The organism is Streptomyces sp. NPDC088254, assembly GCF_044740925.1.
Classification (GTDB): Bacteria; Actinomycetota; Actinomycetes; order Streptomycetales; family Streptomycetaceae; genus Streptomyces.
On record NZ_JBIURQ010000004.1, the window covers coordinates 228,279 to 247,080 of the forward strand.

The 18,802-nt window shown below is 67.1% G+C and carries 23 protein-coding genes and 1 pseudogene; 13 read left to right on the forward strand and 11 right to left on the reverse strand.

Annotation, left to right across the window (positions count from 1 at the left end):
- Window positions 1–425: 425 nt before the first annotated feature.
- Window positions 426–584: a hypothetical protein gene (locus ACIOC0_RS13990; protein WP_402155258.1), complete on the forward strand. Its 159-nt coding sequence runs from the start codon at window positions 426–428 to the stop codon at window positions 582–584.
- 174 nt (window positions 585–758) lie between these two features.
- On the opposite strand, the gene ACIOC0_RS13995 is transcribed toward ACIOC0_RS13990, so the two are convergent.
- The 6 genes from ACIOC0_RS13995 to ACIOC0_RS14020 form a co-directional block, all read right to left on the reverse strand.
- Window positions 759–1,661, reverse strand: a complete 903-nt coding sequence (locus tag ACIOC0_RS13995; protein WP_402155259.1) for a hypothetical protein — start codon at window positions 1,659–1,661, stop codon at window positions 759–761.
- A gap of 233 nt (window positions 1,662–1,894) precedes the next feature.
- On the reverse strand, window positions 1,895–2,389 hold the full coding sequence (locus ACIOC0_RS14000; protein ID WP_402155260.1) for a DUF4365 domain-containing protein: 495 nt from the start codon (window positions 2,387–2,389) through the stop codon (window positions 1,895–1,897).
- Window positions 2,390–2,718: 329 nt separating this feature from the next.
- The gene (locus ACIOC0_RS14005; protein ID WP_260844704.1) at window positions 2,719–3,033 is read right to left on the reverse strand and encodes a hypothetical protein; all 315 of its coding nucleotides are present in this window, start codon (window positions 3,031–3,033) and stop codon (window positions 2,719–2,721) included.
- Window positions 3,034–3,212: 179 nt separating this feature from the next.
- Window positions 3,213–3,542 (reverse strand): hypothetical protein, encoded by a 330-nt coding sequence (locus ACIOC0_RS14010; RefSeq protein ID WP_402155261.1) that lies wholly within the window; start codon window positions 3,540–3,542, stop codon window positions 3,213–3,215.
- Window positions 3,543–3,779: 237 nt separating this feature from the next.
- On the reverse strand, window positions 3,780–4,946 hold the full coding sequence (locus ACIOC0_RS14015) for an IS630 family transposase (protein WP_402155262.1): 1,167 nt from the start codon (window positions 4,944–4,946) through the stop codon (window positions 3,780–3,782).
- Window positions 4,947–5,021: 75 nt separating this feature from the next.
- Window positions 5,022–5,486, reverse strand: a complete 465-nt coding sequence (locus tag ACIOC0_RS14020) for a MarR family winged helix-turn-helix transcriptional regulator (protein WP_402155263.1) — start codon at window positions 5,484–5,486, stop codon at window positions 5,022–5,024.
- A 102-nt stretch (window positions 5,487–5,588) separates the two neighbouring features.
- Here ACIOC0_RS14020 and ACIOC0_RS14025 point away from each other — a divergent pair, with 102 nt between their 5' ends.
- The 4 genes from ACIOC0_RS14025 (at window position 5,589) to ACIOC0_RS14040 (ending at window position 8,354) form a co-directional block, all read left to right on the forward strand.
- Window positions 5,589–6,536 (forward strand): zinc-binding alcohol dehydrogenase family protein, encoded by a 948-nt coding sequence (locus tag ACIOC0_RS14025; RefSeq protein ID WP_402155264.1) that lies wholly within the window; start codon window positions 5,589–5,591, stop codon window positions 6,534–6,536.
- A gap of 305 nt (window positions 6,537–6,841) precedes the next feature.
- Window positions 6,842–7,030, forward strand: coding sequence for a hypothetical protein (locus tag ACIOC0_RS14030; protein ID WP_133924458.1), 189 nt, complete (start codon window positions 6,842–6,844; stop codon window positions 7,028–7,030).
- Window positions 7,031–7,478: 448 nt separating this feature from the next.
- Window positions 7,479–7,850, forward strand: coding sequence for a GIY-YIG nuclease family protein (locus tag ACIOC0_RS14035; protein WP_402155510.1), 372 nt, complete (start codon window positions 7,479–7,481; stop codon window positions 7,848–7,850).
- Between the two features lie 12 nt (window positions 7,851–7,862).
- Entirely contained in the window at window positions 7,863–8,354 is a 492-nt protein-coding gene (locus tag ACIOC0_RS14040) for an HNH endonuclease (RefSeq protein ID WP_402155265.1), read from the forward strand.
- A 282-nt stretch (window positions 8,355–8,636) separates the two neighbouring features.
- On the opposite strand, the gene ACIOC0_RS14045 is transcribed toward ACIOC0_RS14040, so the two are convergent.
- Entirely contained in the window at window positions 8,637–9,065 is a 429-nt protein-coding gene (locus ACIOC0_RS14045) for a type II toxin-antitoxin system VapC family toxin (RefSeq protein ID WP_402155266.1), read from the reverse strand.
- Window positions 9,062–9,334 (reverse strand): hypothetical protein, encoded by a 273-nt coding sequence (locus ACIOC0_RS14050; RefSeq protein ID WP_133928855.1) that lies wholly within the window; start codon window positions 9,332–9,334, stop codon window positions 9,062–9,064. Before ACIOC0_RS14050 ends, ACIOC0_RS14045 begins: the two co-directional genes overlap by 4 nt.
- Window positions 9,335–9,438: 104 nt before the next feature.
- Between ACIOC0_RS14050 and ACIOC0_RS14055 the strand changes: the two genes are divergently transcribed.
- The 7 genes and pseudogenes from ACIOC0_RS14055 to ACIOC0_RS14085 all read left to right on the forward strand — a co-directional run bounded on the left by ACIOC0_RS14055 (window position 9,439) and on the right by ACIOC0_RS14085 (window position 14,557).
- On the forward strand, window positions 9,439–9,891 hold the full coding sequence (locus tag ACIOC0_RS14055) for a hypothetical protein (RefSeq protein WP_402155267.1): 453 nt from the start codon (window positions 9,439–9,441) through the stop codon (window positions 9,889–9,891).
- 116 nt (window positions 9,892–10,007) lie between these two features.
- On the forward strand, window positions 10,008–10,451 hold the full coding sequence (locus ACIOC0_RS14060) for a hypothetical protein (protein WP_402155268.1): 444 nt from the start codon (window positions 10,008–10,010) through the stop codon (window positions 10,449–10,451).
- Between the two features lie 448 nt (window positions 10,452–10,899).
- Window positions 10,900–11,874 (forward strand): STAS domain-containing protein, encoded by a 975-nt coding sequence (locus tag ACIOC0_RS14065; RefSeq protein ID WP_402155269.1) that lies wholly within the window; start codon window positions 10,900–10,902, stop codon window positions 11,872–11,874.
- A gap of 154 nt (window positions 11,875–12,028) precedes the next feature.
- Entirely contained in the window at window positions 12,029–12,541 is a 513-nt protein-coding gene (locus ACIOC0_RS14070) for a DUF5994 family protein (RefSeq protein ID WP_402155270.1), read from the forward strand.
- Between the two features lie 129 nt (window positions 12,542–12,670).
- Window positions 12,671–13,864, forward strand: coding sequence for a PP2C family protein-serine/threonine phosphatase (locus ACIOC0_RS14075; protein ID WP_402155271.1), 1,194 nt, complete (start codon window positions 12,671–12,673; stop codon window positions 13,862–13,864).
- A gap of 96 nt (window positions 13,865–13,960) precedes the next feature.
- Window positions 13,961–14,220: pseudogene (locus ACIOC0_RS14080) on the forward strand (DUF5994 family protein); the annotation flags it as partial.
- 58 nt (window positions 14,221–14,278) lie between these two features.
- Window positions 14,279–14,557 carry an STAS domain-containing protein gene (locus ACIOC0_RS14085; RefSeq protein ID WP_402155272.1) on the forward strand — a complete coding sequence of 93 codons (279 nt, stop codon included), beginning with the start codon at window positions 14,279–14,281 and terminating at the stop codon, window positions 14,555–14,557.
- 93 nt (window positions 14,558–14,650) lie between these two features.
- On the opposite strand, the gene ACIOC0_RS14090 is transcribed toward ACIOC0_RS14085, so the two are convergent.
- The gene (locus tag ACIOC0_RS14090; RefSeq protein WP_402155273.1) at window positions 14,651–15,133 is read right to left on the reverse strand and encodes a DUF5994 family protein; all 483 of its coding nucleotides are present in this window, start codon (window positions 15,131–15,133) and stop codon (window positions 14,651–14,653) included.
- A gap of 586 nt (window positions 15,134–15,719) precedes the next feature.
- Here ACIOC0_RS14090 and ACIOC0_RS14095 point away from each other — a divergent pair.
- The gene (locus tag ACIOC0_RS14095; RefSeq protein WP_402155274.1) at window positions 15,720–16,286 is read left to right on the forward strand and encodes a Uma2 family endonuclease; all 567 of its coding nucleotides are present in this window, start codon (window positions 15,720–15,722) and stop codon (window positions 16,284–16,286) included.
- 442 nt (window positions 16,287–16,728) lie between these two features.
- Here ACIOC0_RS14095 and ACIOC0_RS14100 read toward each other — a convergent pair whose 3' ends face one another.
- Together ACIOC0_RS14100 and ACIOC0_RS14105 are read right to left on the reverse strand one after the other, a co-directional pair.
- Window positions 16,729–17,115: a TraR/DksA family transcriptional regulator gene (locus ACIOC0_RS14100; RefSeq protein ID WP_402155275.1), complete on the reverse strand. Its 387-nt coding sequence runs from the start codon at window positions 17,113–17,115 to the stop codon at window positions 16,729–16,731.
- 365 nt (window positions 17,116–17,480) lie between these two features.
- Window positions 17,481–18,797: an MFS transporter gene (locus ACIOC0_RS14105; RefSeq protein WP_402155276.1), complete on the reverse strand. Its 1,317-nt coding sequence runs from the start codon at window positions 18,795–18,797 to the stop codon at window positions 17,481–17,483.
- Window positions 18,798–18,802: the final 5 nt, after the last annotated feature.

The following is an 18,802-nucleotide window of genomic DNA, read 5'->3' on the forward strand; positions in this document are numbered from 1 at the left end:
CGTGCGGCGGTTGTGGTGCTCAAGCTTATCGGCGCCCTACGAACCGTACGATGCTTTTCTTGCAGTTCGTCCGCGTCGGTTACGTGGCGTAACGCTGTGGTGTCTGGTGCTGTTCGAGTGCCGAGCCACCGTCCAAAAGCACCCGCGTACGCGAGCGCCCTCCCGGGCCGTCCTCGGGCCGTGGAACGGCGCTCAGCGATGACCAACGTCGACAACTGCGGACAGCTCAGCAGCAGGTCAGGACGTTGATCGATTCGGCGGCCGCAGGTCACGGCCGGCCCGCGACTGGAGCAAGTCCCGCACAACACTCCTGCGTAGCTCGTACGGGCACGGCGACGCGCTGGCCGATGCACTCGGCTCGCTCCGGATTCTTGGAGTGTCCGGGAAGCTCACTGCCGTCGATCCGTACGGGGGGGGACACGTTGATGAACGAGCAGGAGTCCGCAGCCACCCTCCGAGAGATCCCCGGCCTGAAGCAGCGATGCGGTGATGACCGTCAGCTCGCCGCATTGGATGACCTCGCAACGATGCTGGCACAGTGCGCGGCCACTCCAGGCAGCTACTTGTGGTTCGCCGGCGACTGAACGTCCTACCGCTGAGGCCTCCGCCGCCTGCCAGGCGACCAGACGGCAATCAACGCGAGGCCGTTTCTGGGCCGTCCAACAGTGACCCACATCGATAAATAACGCGCACATCAGCGCAGGTCAACGCGACACCCAACAGCATCAGTCGAGTTGAATACTCATTCAACCAGTTCGTCATGAAATGGGAAGCAAGATCTCATCAATGGGCCGGAAGCCCACTGGATTATCGACTACCAATCTCCTACCAGTGCCGTGATTCACCTCGCCATCCACGATGACCACTCGGCGAGCACGATGCCAAATGACGGCCTCTTGGTAAGCCTCATAGGGAAGGCGGACGCGGATTTCCGACCGCCTCCCCCTGCGTACTGTTGAGATTGTGGCAAAGCCGAACGGGTCATCTCCCACGTGTCTCAACTCCACAATATTCCCTGAGAATGTCGATGTGGAATCGATGCGATGCTTTTTCAGCTTTTCTGCGGCCTCCTCGATCTTATCTGAAGCATCTGATTCAATTGACACTGAATCAGGAATTGTCTCTGGGGCGGGAACAGAAGAGGCCCATTCGAAACTTGTCTCGAATTCGCTAACCGAAGGTTCCGTTAGGATCTTGGCCAGCGCAGAGCAAAACTCCCTGCTGACACCGCGTGCAACCACGGCATGCAGATCTCCCACACTGGGCGAGGACTCAGGCTCGACAATAATCTCTTTCACTGCCATAAGCGACTGCGCCAAAGTGCGCGTCACTCGACGCTCAAAAGGTTCCGGAGCAGCTTGAAATAGCTCAAGGTCGGCCGTCTGCGAATATTCTCCAGGAGTCTCTTGTGTATGCGATAGAGGAACTAGAATGGGGATGATAAAAGAGCCTTCTTGGGTGTGATCCATCCGTGCACGTCGCAAGACTGCGTCGCCCTGGCGTGCATAGTTGCCCCCGATGTCGCCGCGTTCATTCCATGCGGTGGTACCAACTGCCCTGAGCAACTTGCGCGCGGAGGTGATCACCGTAGATGCGGCCTCGAATGGGATCGTATCTGTGATGGCATAGTCATTCGCAGCCCGCAGGTACGTCACATCCATCAGGTGATATCGAATACTCAGAGCTACGTCTTTTGGACTTCTATGCTCTTGCCTAGCTATTCTTTCAACGATCCCGACAGCAATCCCCGGATCGTTTACAGCTGGGACCCCGATCATGACACCATCTCGGACCCATATCGTGCCGGCCGATCCAGGAGGCTGACTTTCCCATCCCTCAGCTTGCAAGTAAGTGCGAATTTGAGAGACGTTCGGGATCCTGACGCCACGCGAGCCTAGGGCATCGTTGGAATGAAGCATGATTTCACCTCCCTTTCCCACAATTCCAACGTTGCCGCGGTAAGTCGCTGCGTCTTTGGGACCACGATCTTGTCAGTAGGAGCCCCTGCGCCGTTTACCCGCACCCAAAATGCGGCTGCCCTGTGGTTGGTTCCGGCATCGTGATGCTGAACCCAGTCCACGGGATCCTTATAATCCAGAATAACTAGCACGAAATAGACCGGCACAGCTGAGGTTGACCAGCTATCCCGCCAGTGCAGCTCTGAGCCCCAAGTGGCACTATTGCCTGAAATTTTGAATTGCGAGCTACACTTGATCTGAACTCGCGCTGCTGCTATCGCAAATTCCAAGCTGCCGTCTACTGCGATGGCATCTTCATCCGGTGCCGTCTCGTTGAAGCCGACCGCAGCCTGGCTAAATATCGATTTCACATAGGCGACACCGAATCTACCTTTAGCCGTGTTCGGATCCAGCGTGGCGATCGAATGCAAGTGCGTTGCCCCCTCCCCGCCGTGCGGCTTCCCCGTCCCGGCCCGCCAGCGCACATCTGCATGACTGTCCGCCCAGCCCTGGGTTCAACCTGCAACGAGATCGAAATCCTAGCCACGAAGTGACGACCTGTCACTAGTCGTGACCTTCAGTCGCTATCGTGGCCAGCTCACGCAACGAGCCGCGTGCCACGGCCGTGCCAGAAGCAGGGGTCACCAGCGGTCAACAAGGGTGGCTAGCCGGGCATCCGTGCCCGCTCGCTCGACTAGCGACGTCGCAGGTCACCTGCACTACGCCCTCGCCTCTCTCCTAAAGTGGTTGTCCAGCACGCTCACTGAGTCCACACTCTCTGGAACTCTTCGGCCGGGATGGCCTCCAGCGGATCTTCTTCAGGATCGATCGCTTGGTCTGTCAGGCCGCCGTGCTCGTCCTCCAGGTGCTCCCAGCTGTACCGGTGGAGCTGCCCGGCCGAGGTCAGCTCGGCCTGCTTGATGACGATCAACTCGCCGCGGTCGGGTACGGCCTCGATGTACCAGAGGCCGCCTTCCTCGTCAGCGTGGCGGAAGTGGTGCCGCAGCGTGGCGCTCTCGTCGAGTGCTCGCAGGTACGCCATGATCTCTGCCGCGATTCGCTCCAGGTCAACCACGGGACCATCGTGCCAGCGCAGCGCGCGCAGTTGGGCCGCTCTGACATCCATAAGTGACATCAACGGCCCCGGACGCCAGCACTCCTAGGCGACCGTGTAGGGCCAGCTTGGTCATGTGGCTCCCCGGCAGGGCCGAGGAGTGATCGAACTCCTAAAGCGGTGCTCAGTCTCAACACCACTCAGGACGAAGGCGTGAAGCCGGCGGACTGGTCGAGGTGGAACGCGGAGCCTGGCGCCGTCGGTGTCCACCCCTCACGCAGGGCAAGACGAACGGCCGCGGCAACACCGGACGGCAGTACAGGCCCAGCCTCGCTACCCATCCAGTTACTCGGATGCGGCTGGTCGGTGGTGACCACGAGCGTCGCTCCGGGGGTGTCCGCATGCTCGACCGCGAACGTGCACGGCGACCAGGCCAGCCCCTGGGAGTACGTCGGTCTGCCTCGCAGCCGCCAGCGGTAGGCCGTGCCGTCGACATCGATCCGTCGCGATCCCTTGCGGACCAGTGCCATGCCTCCCCCTTCACCACCAACGATGCTAGCGAGCCCGGCCCCAACCCTCCGTCTCAGTTTCCTTCTCATTCAGCGCCGTTCACGGCCGTTCAGACGAGACCGTAGCCCGTAGCCGCTCCCGCGACCGACCGGCCATGAATGCAGGTGAACGGACCCGTACGCGGCCCCACGAGGCACCACCACAGTTGGAAAGCGTGTTGCCTTAGTGGTCTGCGTCGTAAGTCCTTCGGGGGTTGATCATGCTGCGAGGACGGCGGAGGATTCTTCCCGTCGGTCGGGTGTGTGTCGGTCGAGCCTGGCCAGCAGATCGTCCAGGTCGGAAGTGGTGAATTTCCACTGGAGCGGCTGTGCTGCGGCGTTGTAGCGGTCTTCGAATGCTTGGAGCCGGTCTCGAATCTGGTCGAGGTTCGTGAAGTCGTTGGGTGCCACGACTTTGCGTTGGACGACGGAGAAGAAGATCTCGACCTGGTTGGTCCACGACGCGTGGACGGGGGTGTGGATCATGACTGCGTTGGGAAACGCCTTGGTCAGGCGGTCGGCGGCCTTCTTGCCGCGGTGGGAGGAGCCGTTGTCGACGATCCAGAAAACGCGTTTCGCGCTGGCGTAGGGCTCGGTGGTCATGACCTGGGTGACCACGTTCATGAAGGGCGCGATGCCGGTGGTGGGCTCACAGCGGCCGAAGACCTTCGCGCGGTGGACGTCGTAGGCGGCCAGGTAGGCCAGGGCTCCGCCACGCTGGTACTCGTGGTTGACCCGCATCGCCCGGGCCTGGCCCGGGGCCAGGGTGGGGTGGCAGCGGCAGCGGGCCTGGATCGAGGTCTTCTCGTCCGCGGAGATCACGTACTCCTCCGTGCCGAGGGGGACGCCGTCGAAGGTGCGGGCGTACAGGTCCATGATCCGGGCGGCCTTGAGCCGGAAGTCCGGGTCGCGGATGAAGATCCAGGACCGGTACTGCCACGGTTTGAGCGCGTCCTCACGCAACCAGCGGCGCACCGTGGACGCCGAGATGGCGTCGGTGATCCCGCGCGCGGTCAGCTCGGCGGCCAATTCCGGGCAGGACCAGCGCGACAGCGGCACGCTGGTCTCGGCGGGAAGCTGGCAGGCCAGCGCCTTGGCCTCGGCAACCTGCACGGGAGTGAAGCGGGCGGGGCGTCCGCAGCGTTTACGGTCGGCCAGGGCCGGCAGCCCGCCGACGGCGAACCGGCCACGCCAGGTCCGCACGGTGTCCACGTGCAGACGGGTCTCGGCGGCTATCCGGGCGTTGCTGCGGCCGCGTGCCGCCAGTAAGACGACCGTCGCCCGTTGCCGCATCTGGTGCGGGGTCTTGTGGCCGTAGGCCAGCTTCTTCAGACGGTGGCGCTCGGCGGCGGTCAGCACCACGGGCACGGCAGAGCAGGGAGGCATCGCAGGCAGGGCAACCAAATCTTCCAGGGCGCGTAGGGGGATGGGGGGCTCCTGGTGCGTCTGGCGGCCGAGGGCTCAGGCGGCGGGTGGTGCTGCTGCGTGGCGCGTCTGCTGGATCAGGACGGTAGTGGCTCGTTCCAGGAGTTCGCAGAGCGCGGCGTGTTCGGAGGGCGTGAACGCGTCGGTGAGTGCGCGCTCAAGGATGATCACCTCCTGGTAGGCGCGGCCAAGGAGCGCCTGCCCCTCATCGGTCAGGGTGGCGATTTGCACCTTGGCATGCACCGGGGACGCCTCGCGGCGGATGAGTTCCTTGGTCTCCATATTGGTCAGCACGCTGCTCATACTCTGCTGCGTCACCCCGCAGGAGCGGGCCAGTTGGGCACCGGACATGCCGCCTTCGCGCGAGAGGGCCAGCAGCACGGTGTACTGCGTCATGGTGAGCCCGTAGGCGCGCAGCACCGCCTCGTGGTGCGCCATCAACGCCTGCTCCGACCGCCTGATCCGGGTACAGAGGGACTCCTCGACCGGGGCTTCCACCATGCACTCCCACTCCATTGACAGGTTCATGGGTTGACTCAGGAACCTTATATGCATACTGTCCTCGACTGTCAGGTTACTGAGTCAACACAAGGGGCTGTAACCATGAAGGCTGTCCTCCTCGACACCGAGGACCACTACCGGGTCGCCGAACTCGATGAGCCCACCCCCGGCCCCGGCGAGGTGGCGATCCGCGTCGCCTACGCCGGGATCCAGTGGGGGGACACCATGGTCCGGGACGGCCACTTCCCCATGCCGCGCCCCTTCGTCCCCGGCTTCGAGGCGTCCGGGCACATCGCCGCGGTCGGCGAGGGCGTCGACGCAAGCCGTGTCGGTGCGCCCGTTGCCGCGCTGACCACGGCAGGCGCCTATGCCGAGGTGGTCCTGGCATCCACCGCGCTCAGCCTGGACATCGGCGACCTGCCGCTTCGGACGGCCGCAGGTCTCGGCTGGGGCGCCCCGACCGCTTACGACCTGATCAACACCACCGCGCAGGTGCGGCCGGGCGAGAGCGTGCTGATCCACGCCGCGGCCGGCTCAGTCGGCACGCTCGCCGCCCAGTTCGCCCGGTTGGCCGGGGCCGGCCGGATCGTCGGTGTCGCCGGCAGTACCGCCAGGGCCGACTACGCCGCCCAGTTCGGCTACGACCAGGTCCTGCTGCGCGAAGAGTTCCCGGCCAAGCTCGGCACCGAACGCTTCGACGTGATTCTCGACCCGGTCGGCGGTGGGACCCGCCGCGTCGGCCTGGAGCAGCTAGCGGCGCACGGCCGACTCGCGGTGTTCGGCAACCTCAGCACCTACGAACCCGTCCTGGCCGACACCAACGACCTGCTCATGCACGGCAAGTCACTCATGACGTACAACAGCAACCTGCTCAGCCAGACCCACCCCGAGCGCCTCGCCGGCAGCGCCCGCCGTGCACTCGGTCTCGTCGCAGACCGCAAGGTGCGCGTGGACATCACCGCCGAATACGACCTGACAGACCTGGCCACCGCCGTGCAACGGCTCGCCGAGGGTGCCACCCACGGCAAGAGCATCCTCCGCGTCGCCTGACAACACGCCGAAAGCGTCGACCACAAGGTCAGCCCCACGCGCCCCGCCCGGGCGGAAAGGGATCACCCCAGACGCGGGGGCCGAGCCCACATGCCCCCTCATCAGCGCTGGGCAGCGCCCCAGGTCGCTGCCCAGCCTGCCGGTGCCCCACACGGCCACGCCAATCGCGTCAACCCCCGAAGGACTTCCGGAGTCGACCACTTAGTGCCGCATACCGCCTCGCCGGGACGGTCCACGCCTCCGTATGGTCTGCGCCGGGAACAAGGTTGAACGACGACGCGAACTGTACGGGGAGAAGAGGGACAGTGAGCAGAAGACGCTACGTCGCCAGGGGCGTGCCGGGTGGGTACCGGATCTGGGACAACCGAGGCCGTCGTTGGTGGGGCGATCTCTACGAGTTCTGCCCTGATGATCTCCTGGCTGAGCTCAATGGGCAGGCGGACCAAACGCGGATCACCGCGCTGATGAAGCGCTACCGAGCGCAGAAGCGATAGGCAGCGCCGAGAACTGAACGATGACGGCGCGCACCACAAGCGCACCAGATCCAGCGGGGACCAGCGGGGAATCACGGTGAAAGCAACCAGGGCCGAAAGCACCACTCACCGGCCGTTCGCGCAGGTCAGCACCCCAACGAACCTCAAATGATCGCAGCTTCCCAAGCTGAGTGTCTCCTGTTGTCGGAGCCGGGTGGCGCGCATGCCGCGGACGTCTCATGTCGTTGTCGCCAAGTAGCCTGCGCCTAGTGCACTTTCCAGCGCTGGAGGTTCCGTGGACGCGACCGCCCTCACCAATCCTGCACGGCTGTGGTCGGCGCGAGAGGTCTTGGTGCGGCAATGCCCTATACCAGCAGCGACCGGAGTCTACGGGTGGCACTTCAAGGAGCCACCTCACCCCGACTTGGCCCCCGAACGACTGCTCTACGTCGGCATAGCTCCGCGCCACATGTCCAACCGGACCAGCACGCAGAACCTGAGGAAGCGCGTCCGGTACCACTACCGGGGGAACGCGGCTGGATCAACTCTGCGGCTCACCCTTGGCTGCCTGCTCGGGCTCGAGCTACGCCGAGTAGGTAGCGGGAACCGCCTGACGTTCTGTAAGAGCGGAGAAGCCAGCCTCAGCCGATGGATGGCCGACCACGCGCAAGTGTGCTGGCTGGAACACGACGAACCGTGGACGTTGGAGTCGGAGCTCATCGCTCAGATTGACCTTCCCCTGAACCTCGACCAGAACCGCCACAACGGCTTTCACGACCGCCTCAAGGAAGTGCGCGCCAAAGCTCGGGAGCGGGCAAGAGCCTTGCCCGTCAGCGCATAGAAGGAGGCACGGGTGAGCAACGCAGACCTGCCCACGCCTCGGCGCAGCGAAGCCAAGCGCTCCCAGGACCGGCGCCGCCGCGAGCGCATGCGGAGCAATGGGAGCATCGAACGCTACACAGCGCTAGAGATCGGTGAACGGGACGGTTGGATCTGTGGCCTATGCCAAGATCCAGTGGACCAGGCCTATCAGCATCCAGACCCTCGGTCGCCGAGCATCGACCACGTCCGCACTATCGCGGCCGGCGGCGCTGACACTCGCGACAATGTGCGGCTCACTCATTGGGGCTGCAACCATGAACGCAACGCCAGCACGCCGCTGGGGATTGTCGAGGAAGCCGAAGCGCAGCGCGCTGTCCTCCTCCGGATACCCGCGCTCCAGGCCTATGCAGAAAGCCTCAGGGCCGAGGACATGGTCCGTCGCTCTCAGGCTTTCCACGCACCTGAGAGGTATCGCGCCAAGTTGGCGCGTCGGGTGGAACGCTACGAACGCGAAGGACGCTGACCGCGCACGCCTCTACGAAGGAGGCGCGTGCCACAGCCGTGCCAGATGCGAGGGTCAGCCACGGTCAACCAGGGTGGCTGACGGACGCACTCGTGCCCGCTGACTCCGCCAGCAAAGCCGCAGGTCACCGGTCCTACGGCTCAGCCTCTCTCCTAAAGCGGGTGTCGCAGGTTCGAATCCTGCCGGGGGCACGAAGAAACATCAGGTCAGGGGCCCTTCCATCCAGCGGAGGGGAGGGCCCCTGCGGTTGCAGCACACATACGGCACCGACGCCGCGGCCACCTACAGTTGCTGCTCCCACGGATTGACCACCAGAGCCCCGGTTCGGGCCACGTGCTTGATGTTGCGTGTGGCCACCGTCCAGCCGTTGGCCAGGGCGGTGGCGGCGATCAGGGCGTCCGGTGGGTCGATGCTGGTGCCGACGGCCTTGAGCGTCTTGTGGATGGTGAGGTAGGCAGCGGCTTCCGATTCGCCGATCGGTGCGATGCGGTCACGGAATTCGTGCCGTAGCGCAGCGAGGGCTTGTGCGTAGCGGGCTTGCCTTACGGGATCCGGGGCGGCGGCAACGCCTGCCTCGATCTCAGCCACGGTGATGACGCTCAGGAAGCGGTTGGGGCGGGCCGTGGACCGGAACCAGGCCAGGACGCGCGGGTCGGGCTTCGCCCGGGCCGTGAGCTCGGCAACGACATTGGTGTCGAGCAGGTAGATCACTCGGCGTCCGTCTGCGCATCGTAGGAACGGGCGCCGAACTCCAGCCCCTCGAAGGGCCGGGAGAGCAGGAATTCCTCGAAGCCGTCGTTACTCAACGTAACCCAGCGGTGCAACATCTCGGGCAGAGCCTCGATCTCCGTGTCGGCGAGCTCCGCGTCGAAATGCCGACGCTGGTCCTCCGGCAGGGACTCCCGGATGTCACGGATGGTCCGCAGCGGATGCGACGACGGGCGCGGCGGGTGAGCGTCTCCGCTCGGAGCTGTGGTCATCGGCATCCCCTCCGCGTGCATCGGGCTGCGTACTGCTGCTGCTCCCAGGCTACGGGTTTCCGCCTGGCCGCTCACAACCTTGGTCCGAGAGTGGGGCATGGGTCGTGTCTGGCGCGCCGAGCGACAGCCGCAGTTCTTCGGCGTACGCGCGGTCGCCCTCCAATGCGTTCATTGCTCATCTGGCCGCGGCGGGCCACAAGACGCACAGCTTTCAGATCACCATCAAGGGTGAGCCCGGGGCGCTGACTCCCGACTTGTACGACGCGACGGATCATGCGCTGTATGAGACGAAGGGGCGGACGACGCGGGCCAATGTGCGGATGGCGACCGGGCAGTTGGCGGACTGCCGCCGGCACATCCCCGGCCGCAAGGAACTGCGCGTTGCTGTGCTGCTGCCCAGCGAGCCCACAGAGGACGTCAAGGATCTCCTGGGTGAGGAGTACGTGGAGTTGGTCTACCAGACCGAAGACGGCGGCTTCGCCGGCTGGCCGCTTGCCTACAACCAGCCCTGGCCGACTGGGGTGGGGCACGCGTGCCGCCCGGCGAGTAGGTGGTAAGTGGTCTGGAGAATCGTGGGGCTGGCGGGTACGGGAGCGCTGCCTGGTGCAGAAGACGCCGGGCAGCCTTACACTCACAGCGTCTAACTGAATGATCGTCAAAGAAAGCAACTACCTTGCTTAAAGCACGAATAGCCACTGTTCTCGGCGGTATCGCCGCCGCGACCTTGCTCACGATCGGCAACGCCTCGGCCGTCATCTTCAGTGTCGAGAAGGCCGGCACCACGACGTTTGACGGCAGTGTTCCGTCCGCCATGGCGTGCGCCCATAACTCCGTGGGCAAGGCCTGCTTCCGCGAGGTCGGGGACTGGTTCGAGATCGTCGACGAGAAGAAGGACGGGCACGCGACCCTTGCTGCCTGGCGCCTCGTCTACCCCGAGAGCCAGGCGACTGTTCGACAGGGAACCATCTGGAACACCGCTGGCTTCCAGACGTACCGATACAAGAACAAGGACTTCAACGAGGGATACATCCTCGAGCTGCGGGTCTGCGCCGGCGAGTGGCACAACAAGCATGTCATTGACAGCTCTTGCAGCGCATGGACTACGACCAAGGCCTGAAAGCACCCACGTCAACCGCGGGCCCTCGGCCCGCGGTTGACCCGCTTCGATCGCGGGAGGCAGCGCTGTGCCGTGGTCAGGGGACTGCGCTGCGGCCGGTACTGGTCCAGAGCCGGCGCACATCCTGTGGCACCTGCGGAGACAGGGCAGGGGGCGGGGCCCCTGCCCTTACCCCGCAGGCCCTCGGCTATGTGAGGTGCGCGTCTTCGACGCAGCCGCTTCCGGTTGCGGCCGACGTACGGTTGAAGTACCGAGGGCATCACGCACTCCGGCCCCCACGCCGGGTCGTCCTCGGCGAGAGACGAGTGAATCCGGGCCGCCCCCGTGGTCGGCGCGGAGACGGGTCGGCACCATGTCCGCCGCGATCGAAGCAACTCAGCGAGCTGATCACGGCAGGAGCCGCGCTGAGCGCCCCCGCAGGTCCACAGCCCCGCCGAGGAGAGACGTGATGGCCCTGTCCCGGCTGGACATCCACCGGCGGAACCGAGGAGAGCGAACGCTCGTCACGCTTGCCGGCGACATCGGACCGACCACGACGCCGCTGCTGCGGGCCGCAGTGGAGCAGTGTCTGCTGGACGGCGTCACCGAGATCGACATCGACCTGACCACGGTCGGCTCCTGCGACGCCAGGGGCTTGGACGTCCTCCTGTCGGCAGCACGGCGCGCCGGCCGGGTCCACGCTCGCCTGCGGCTGCACCATCCGTGCGCTCAGATCGCCCGGCTCCTCGATGCCACCGGATCGACTTCGCTGCTCCTTACGGCCCCCGTGAGTCCCGTGCCGCCCACCGCATCCGGCGACCTCATGAGTACCGCGACGCGGGCGCCAGAGGACCTGGCCCGTCGGCCGGACCAGCCGGTCCTCAGGGACGGTATCCGCCTTCGCCGGCTGACCCGCCGGCAGGCAGAAGACATGCGCGAGGACATCGCCGACCTGGCTGCGGAGTCCGTCGCGGGCACCGCCGGAGAGGCATACCACGACCGCGGAGACTTCCTGCACTGCTTGGCGGTCACCGCCCACCGCCCCGGCTTCGCCCTGCTGGTCGCCGAGACGACGGTGCTGGTCGGTTGCGCCTTCGGTTCTCCGGCGGGCTCTGACGGCTCCGACGGCCGGCAGGGCGGCGGAACACTCCAGGAGATCATCCAGCGGCTCACTTCCCGGACACGGTTCGTCGTCCTCACCCAGGTCGTGGCCCATCCGCACGCACAGCACCGCGATATCGCCCGCCGACTGCAACAGCGTCTGCTCACAGACCTGCACTCCTCCCTCGGGGTCACCCTGCTGCATCCTGGCGACCAGGCAGGACAAGCCGCCTTCTCGTCCTGGGGCTGGCAGAACATGGGTGAGGTCGTGGGGCTGCACGGCGCCGTCGCCCCCTGCGTGCTGACCTTGTCCGCCGAAGGACAGCCCTTGGCACGCCGGTGATGCGGCAGTGCGATGGCTTCGCGCCACACCGCCTGGCACAGCCGGGAGTAATCTGAGACATACCGAGAACTTCCGGGCGCACGATGACGACGGCGCCGTTCCCGGCGAGTGACAGACACGGGCAGCCGGGAACCGCCCGGAACGGAATCGCACGATGAACACCACCACAGAGCCCGCCGAAGGTGCGGCGCCAGGTGACGGACACTCCTACCGCATGCCCTTGCCCCGGCTGCGCCTCACGCCGGACGTCAGCCATGGCCCGCTGGACGGCGCATGGTGGCCGCGCTGCGACGCACTGGAACTGGAGCTGCCCGTGCTGGTCGGCTCCTTGGATCCGGGCATCGGCACCATCACCCGCGTGACCGTGGGGACGGCCGCTTGGCCCGATGCCCCGCAGGAGGTGATGGCACCCGGCCACGTGATCGAGGTGGTGCTGACCGATTCCGCCGCCGAGGCGCATGCCATCACCGTGGACTGCGGCACCGTGGGGCGCTGGGAACTGCTGGTGATCCCCCCGGACGAGCCGGCCCGAGTGGCCACCCGGCTGCTGACCGCTGCCGCCGACCCCGCGAACCCACTGTCGGCTCCGCGCCTGCTGGCACTCGCCGAGAGCGGCCTCGACGGACAGGACACATGGGAGTCGGAAGGAGGAGCCGGACCCAGGTGAGCAGCCCGGCCGGCTCCGCCCGACCGGCGGGCCGGGCATCCACGACCGCATGATGGAGCCATGGCACCGACAGACCCGTTGTCATACGGGCCCGCCCCCGCCCGAAGCGTGACCGCGGAAGGTGAGGGGATGACAGCAGGACGGCGCCAGGACCGGTCCGAAAGCTTCGGGGAAGCGCTCCTCGGAAAGATCCTCGACAGCGCGCACGAACTCCCACCCCATCTCATCGGGCCCTTGGTCGCCGACGTGGTGGAGCGGCTCGGTGGCCGCCGTCCGCAGGTGCTGTTGCAGGACTACGGCCAGTCGGTGCTCGTACCGCTGCCCGGTGGTGGACTCACCGGCGGGGAACCGCATGTGATCGACGACTCCGAGGCGGGCCGCTGCTTTCTCGACGCGGTTCCCGTGGAGGTGCCCGAGGAGGACGGCGTCCGGGTCCATCTGCCCCTGCTGGACGGCGGTGACCAGGTGGGGGTCATGGCGGTGACGCTGGACAGCGTCGATGACGACGACCGCCGCCTGCTGCTCAGAATCTCCGGCCTGGTGGCCGACCTTCTGGTGACCAAGCACGGCTATTCCGACCTGTTCTTCGACGTCCGACGCGATGAGGGGATGAGCGTCGCCGCGGAGATCCAGTGGTCCCTGCTGCCACCGCTGGCCATGATCATGCCCCGGGTCGCCGTCGCCGGGATCCTGGAACCCGCCTACGACGTGGGCGGCGACAGCTTCGACTACGCGCTGAACGGCGACGTCCTCCACGTGGTCATGATCGACGCGATGGGGCACGGACTGGACGCGGCCACGATGGCCACCGTGGCCATCGGCGCCTACCGCCACGCCCGCCGCGCCGGCATCGGACTGTCGGAGATCTACGCGTTCATGGACCGCGCCGTGGCCGAGCAGTTCGGTCCCGAGCATTTCGTCACCGCGCAGATGCTGCAGCTGGACACGACGACGGGACGGGTGCAGTGGGTCAACGCCGGGCACCCGCCGCCGATCCTCGTCCGCGACCACCGCGTGGCACAGCGTCTGGTCGTCCCGACGACCCTTCCTGTCGGCCTGGGCGGTTCGGAGCCTCGGGTGAGCGAGCTGGGGCTGGTGCCCGGGGACCGCGTCCTCTGCTTCACCGACGGAGTGGTCGAGGAGCACAAGAGCGGCGGGGAGGAGTTCGGGGAGGACCAGCTGATCGACTGCGTGAACCATCTGGAGAGGACCGGCCGCGGCATCCGGGCGGTGACGCGCTCCCTGTCCCACACACTCAAGCGGGCGCGGGGCGGACAGACCAGCGACGACGCGACGCTGCTGATGGTGGAGTGGCGCGGCTGACCTCTCGTCCCCGCCGTCCGTCACCGTTGCGCGACGGCAGATACCGCACATCCGTGCGACCGCTACCCCCCTCGCCGTCGGTGAACGCGGAGTGGTGTGGGCAGTACCGAGGGCATCTCGCACACCGGCTTCCACGCCGGGTCGTCCCCGGCGAAGGATGACATCCGGGCCACGGCACAGGTGGCCCGAGGACAGGTGCGCGCCATGTCGGCGACCTTGTAATCCCACCCTGCCGCACCGCGACCCCGTCGCAGCCCCGGCCGCGCGTCTCGCGCTGAAGACCGACGGCGCCTCCCGCGGGCTGTTGGACGGAGCCTGGTGGCCGCGGTCGCGGGACCTGCTGAGTGAACTGGCGGCGATCTACCGGCACGACCGGGGCGCGCGGGCCCTGGTCACTCTGGCCCCCTGGCCGGTGTGATCGACCCCGTCACCGCACCCCGGGTGCGCGCCGCTCTGGAGCAGTGTCTGCGGGACGGCATCACCCTCATCGACGTCGATCTGACCACCGTCGACCGCTGTGACGACAACGGCCTGCGCGTCTTCCCCGACGTGTCGGAACATGCCGCCGAGGCCCAGGCGTTCCTGCTGCTGCATCACCCCTCCCCGCAGACCGAACGACTGCTCATGGACACGGGCTCCGACGGTCTGCTCTACCCGATGAGGCCGGGAGGGGCGCGCCCTCAGCGGGCCTGACGTCGACAGAAGCGCCCCAGGGAACGGGCCGCCGGACGGGGGGCGCTGGTGCGCCGGTCGAGCCGTACGCCGGTCGTGCCCCGCGTCGCCCCGTCAGCCCACAGGACCACGCCCGCTCCCGGTGTCGATGAGGATCTGTTCCGCGTCGCTGACGTTGTCCGCCCGGACCGCCTGGGCCATCGCGGCACGGGCGGCATCCGGTGCCGCGTCGGGCGGGACGACCAGCAGCGAGAAGATGTCCCGGTCGCCCCGGGTGATCAGGACCGTGTCGTCACCGACCGGGAAGGAGTCGACGTGCACCACGTGGTCGTCCACGACGACACGCGTCGGGAGACCCTCCCAGGCGGCGGCATCCAGCCCCACACGGGTCACGGGGCCGAGGTGGGCGACGAGGGCACTCAACAGGGCGGGCAGCTCGGCGCCGATGTCGCGCGAGCGCGGCCACCACGCGCCGTCGAGGACGCCTTTGCGTGATTCGGTCGTCTCCAGCCTGAGAAGCGCAGATCCCGGTCGCACGGCCTCGTGGACGCCACTGGGCAGACGCCGGGGAACAGGTGGTGTATCCGAGCTGGTCATGACGACCACCCGTCTGTAGGGCCGGTGCGACGACGGGACTCCGCCCCGCAGCTCTCACGCTACTCCTGGCGCCACGCGCACTGACGTCTGCAAGATCGCCCGCCCTCTCGCCCCGCCCCCGACGGAACGGATCCAGCACACATGAGGTCGGGAAGCCCCGTGAACACTGCAGAACCACGGAGTGGTGTTTTTGGTGTTCGGCCCGGCGGACGAGAGGACCGTCGAGATCGCCGAGGCGCTCGCCGTGATCCGCCTCGACCTCGACGGTTCGGCTTCCTGACCCGCTTCCTCCAGTAGCAGCATCGCCGAAATCATGTTGCTCTGCGGCCGAGGGTCTCGCGACGGTCACGTCGCCGGGTGGTTCAGCGCTCACCGGTCTGGCCGCCAGGTCAGTGGTGCCGCCGGCCGTGTTCCGATCCTCTGGCGACGAGTCCACCGCACCGGTTTCCCACATGTCGTGGGCTTGCTGGTCGGATGTCGGCCGACGAGAGGGGGCGTGAGTGAGATCAGCGTGCCGGAAGGACGGCGGACAGTACGCTGAATCCAGCGGGATCGGGCCCGCAGCACAGTGTCCGGGAGGTGCTTCATGACGGCCGATATGGTGGCCCCGGCATGGATGCATGAGCAGATCACGGCGGAGGAGTACGACTCCTGGTCCGAGGAGCAGTGCGCCGGTATCGAGGTCGTGGACGGGATGGTCGTCGTGAGTCCGAGCGCGTCCAAGCGGCACAACCGGCTCGCTCGGATTCTGGCGAACGCCCTGGATGCCGCCGCGGGCCCTGAGTGGAACGCGGACACGGGCTTCGACGTCCGGCTTCAGGACGTCCCGCTCACCAATCGCCGCCCGGACGTCATCGTGTACCGCGCGGACACGATCGACATCACCCCCACTCGCCCTGAGCACGTGCTGCTGGTCGCGGAGGTGGTGTCGCCAGGCTCGGAGACCACCGACCGGATCGTGAAGGTCGACCAGTACGCCAAGGCAGGCATCGGCTTCTACTGGCGGATCGAGCAGGCCGTGACAGGCGTTCCTCTCGTGTACACCTACGTTCTCGACCCCGCGACGAAGACCTACCGGGACGGAGACGTCTTCACCGGCGTCCTCAAGGTCGCGGCCCCTTTCCCGGTGGAGGTCGACCTCGGCCAGGTCTGACCATGCACTGCTTGGCAGTCGGCGACGCGTGAGCGATGCGTGAGCGGACGGCCCGATTCGGGGCGGTATGAGCCGGATCAAGCGGCTCGCCGCGCGATTCTGACCAGGGAAAACCGCACCGTACGGCAGCGCCGGGCAGCCCTCGGCAGGAATTCGATCCCACTCCTGAAGCGGGTGTCGCAGGTTCGAATCCTGCCGGGGCGCAGAGAAAAGGGCCGGCTCAGGAGGGATTCCCTCCTGAGCCGGCCCTTCGGCGTTCCAGGCTCCGTGCCCGCTCCCGGGAGCACTCCTCCACCGTCTCCGATGAGCCAGGCCGTGTGTTCTCCTGATCAGGCCGGGTGAAGGTCAGATGGTGAGCGGCCGCCGACGGAGGAACTCGGCGTCTGCCCGCACGCCGAGTCGGGGCCGGACGACATGTCACGTCCTCGACTGTGCACACCCTTCAACGAGCCACGGACGCGCAGCGCACGCAGGTTTTCGCCGCCGGGCGAACTTCGAGGCGCTCCGTCGGGATCGGCTCACCGCATTGCTCGCAGCGCCCGTAGTCGCCCCTCTCCAGCCGTTCCAGGGCGCGATCGAGATCGTTCAGATGCTCGCGCGCCTGGAACAGCAGGGCGGCGACGTGCGCCCGCTCGAAGGCCGTGCTCCCGCCATCCGGGTCGTGCTCGTCGTCAATGGCCACCAGTGCGTTCGCCTCGACGATCCCTTCGAACTCACAGCTGAGGGCGGATATCTGGTGCAGCGTGCCGACACGGTCGGCCGCGAGCAGCGCCCGCATCGACTCGCCCTGGGACGCGGCGAAAGCGGCATTGGTGCATTGATCGCTCATATCGGAGGAAACCTCGTTGTCTTGTGCCGAATTCCCGGGTGCTCGGCGATGACGGCTTCAGCGATGACGTGGGCGGCCACGCTGGTACTGCTTCGAGATGGACCAGATGCCAGTCCTGCGGATAGCCGTCGACCGAGCTGTACTGGCACATGGGGGCCACCCAGGCCCGGTTCGGGAAGGTCGTGCCGCGGAGGGTGAGCGGCGAGAAGAGACGGCTCATCGGAGGCCTCGCAGGAGAGGTGTGGGAGGCCGGGTGCCCCGCAGCCGTCGAGCCGTGACGGCCTGGGTTCCTGCGGGGTGCCCCGCACGGTGGGTGCCCCCGAGTACCCCGGCCGCTCCTGGCACACACCACCGGCCAGGCGTGCTCACCCCGCGCGGATGTCCGGGCACGTGGCGGTCTCGGGCCGTGGTCGCGTGCGCACCCGGGTTGTCGTCCTCCGGCAGCGTCGGGCGGCGAGGGCGAGTGCGGCGGTGGCGACGGCCCCGGCGAGGGCGAGTACGCCCAGGGCGTTCGCCGGCGTGCCGACGGTGGAGGTGAGCGCGAGGACCACGAGCGGGCAGATGAACTGGCCGAGGAAGAAGGAGCCCGTCCACAGGCCGGTGCCGCGGCCGCGGTCGACGTAGTGGAGCTTGGACATGGCGAGGGTGAGCAGACTCGGCAGCATGATGCCGCTGCCGAGGCAGTTGATCACCGCGCCGGCGGTCAGTACGACGGGGTCGGGGGCGAGCCAGATCACCGCGAAGCCGAGGGCGCAAAGGCCGAAGGCGGTGGGCAGCCAGGCTTGCGGGCTGCGGCCGGCCTTGGCGAAGACGACGGCGCCGATCACGACCGCGGCACTGGAGCCGGCTGTGGCCAGTCCGATCACGCCGGTGTTGCTCACGCCCATGTCGTCCAGGAGGAACGCCATCTCCACCTGGACGGTGTAGAAGAGGACGGCGCCGAAGAGGGTCAGCGCGCAGGTGCCGGCCAGCGGACGCCAGGGGAAGGGCCGTTTGGCCATCGGTTCCGCGGCCGAGGTGGCGGGCTCGTCCGCTTGGTCGGCCGGGCGGGGCCGCGGCAGGAAGGCGGCCATGGCCGGGGCGAGCAGCAGGCTCACGGCGTAGGCCCAGAACGGCGCGCGCCAGCCGGCCGATCCGGCCGCACCGCCCAGCACGAAGAAGGCCGTCGCGGAGATCGAGGCGCACATCGTCTGCATCGCGAGGTAGCGGTCGCGTTGCCGACCGGAGTAGTAGTCGCCGATCAGCGTGGTACTGCAGGTCATGATGGCGGCTTCGGCGACGCCGACGAGGGCGCGGCTGGCGACGATGGCGCCGAGGGAGTCCAGCCACAGGGGGGCGGTGCCGAGGATCGCGTACAGCACGGTCGAGACGACGAGCAGGCGTTTGCGGCCGATCCGGTCGACGAGGACGCCGGCGAAGGGGGCCAGCAGCGCCAGGGAGAGGGCGGGGATGGTCAGGGCCACGGGGACGAGCGCGTCGACGCCCGGCACGTCGGCGAAGTGGGCGTGCATCTGCGGCAGGACGGGGGCGATGAGCACGGCGCCCAGGATGGGCAGACAGGCGCCGGCCATCAGCAGCGTGAGGCGAAGCCGGTGGCCGGGGCCGGAGACGGTGTGCTCGGGCGGGGCGTCCACGACAGCTGCGGGAGGCGGGGAAGGGAGCGGGGGCACGGATGCAGGCATGCGGG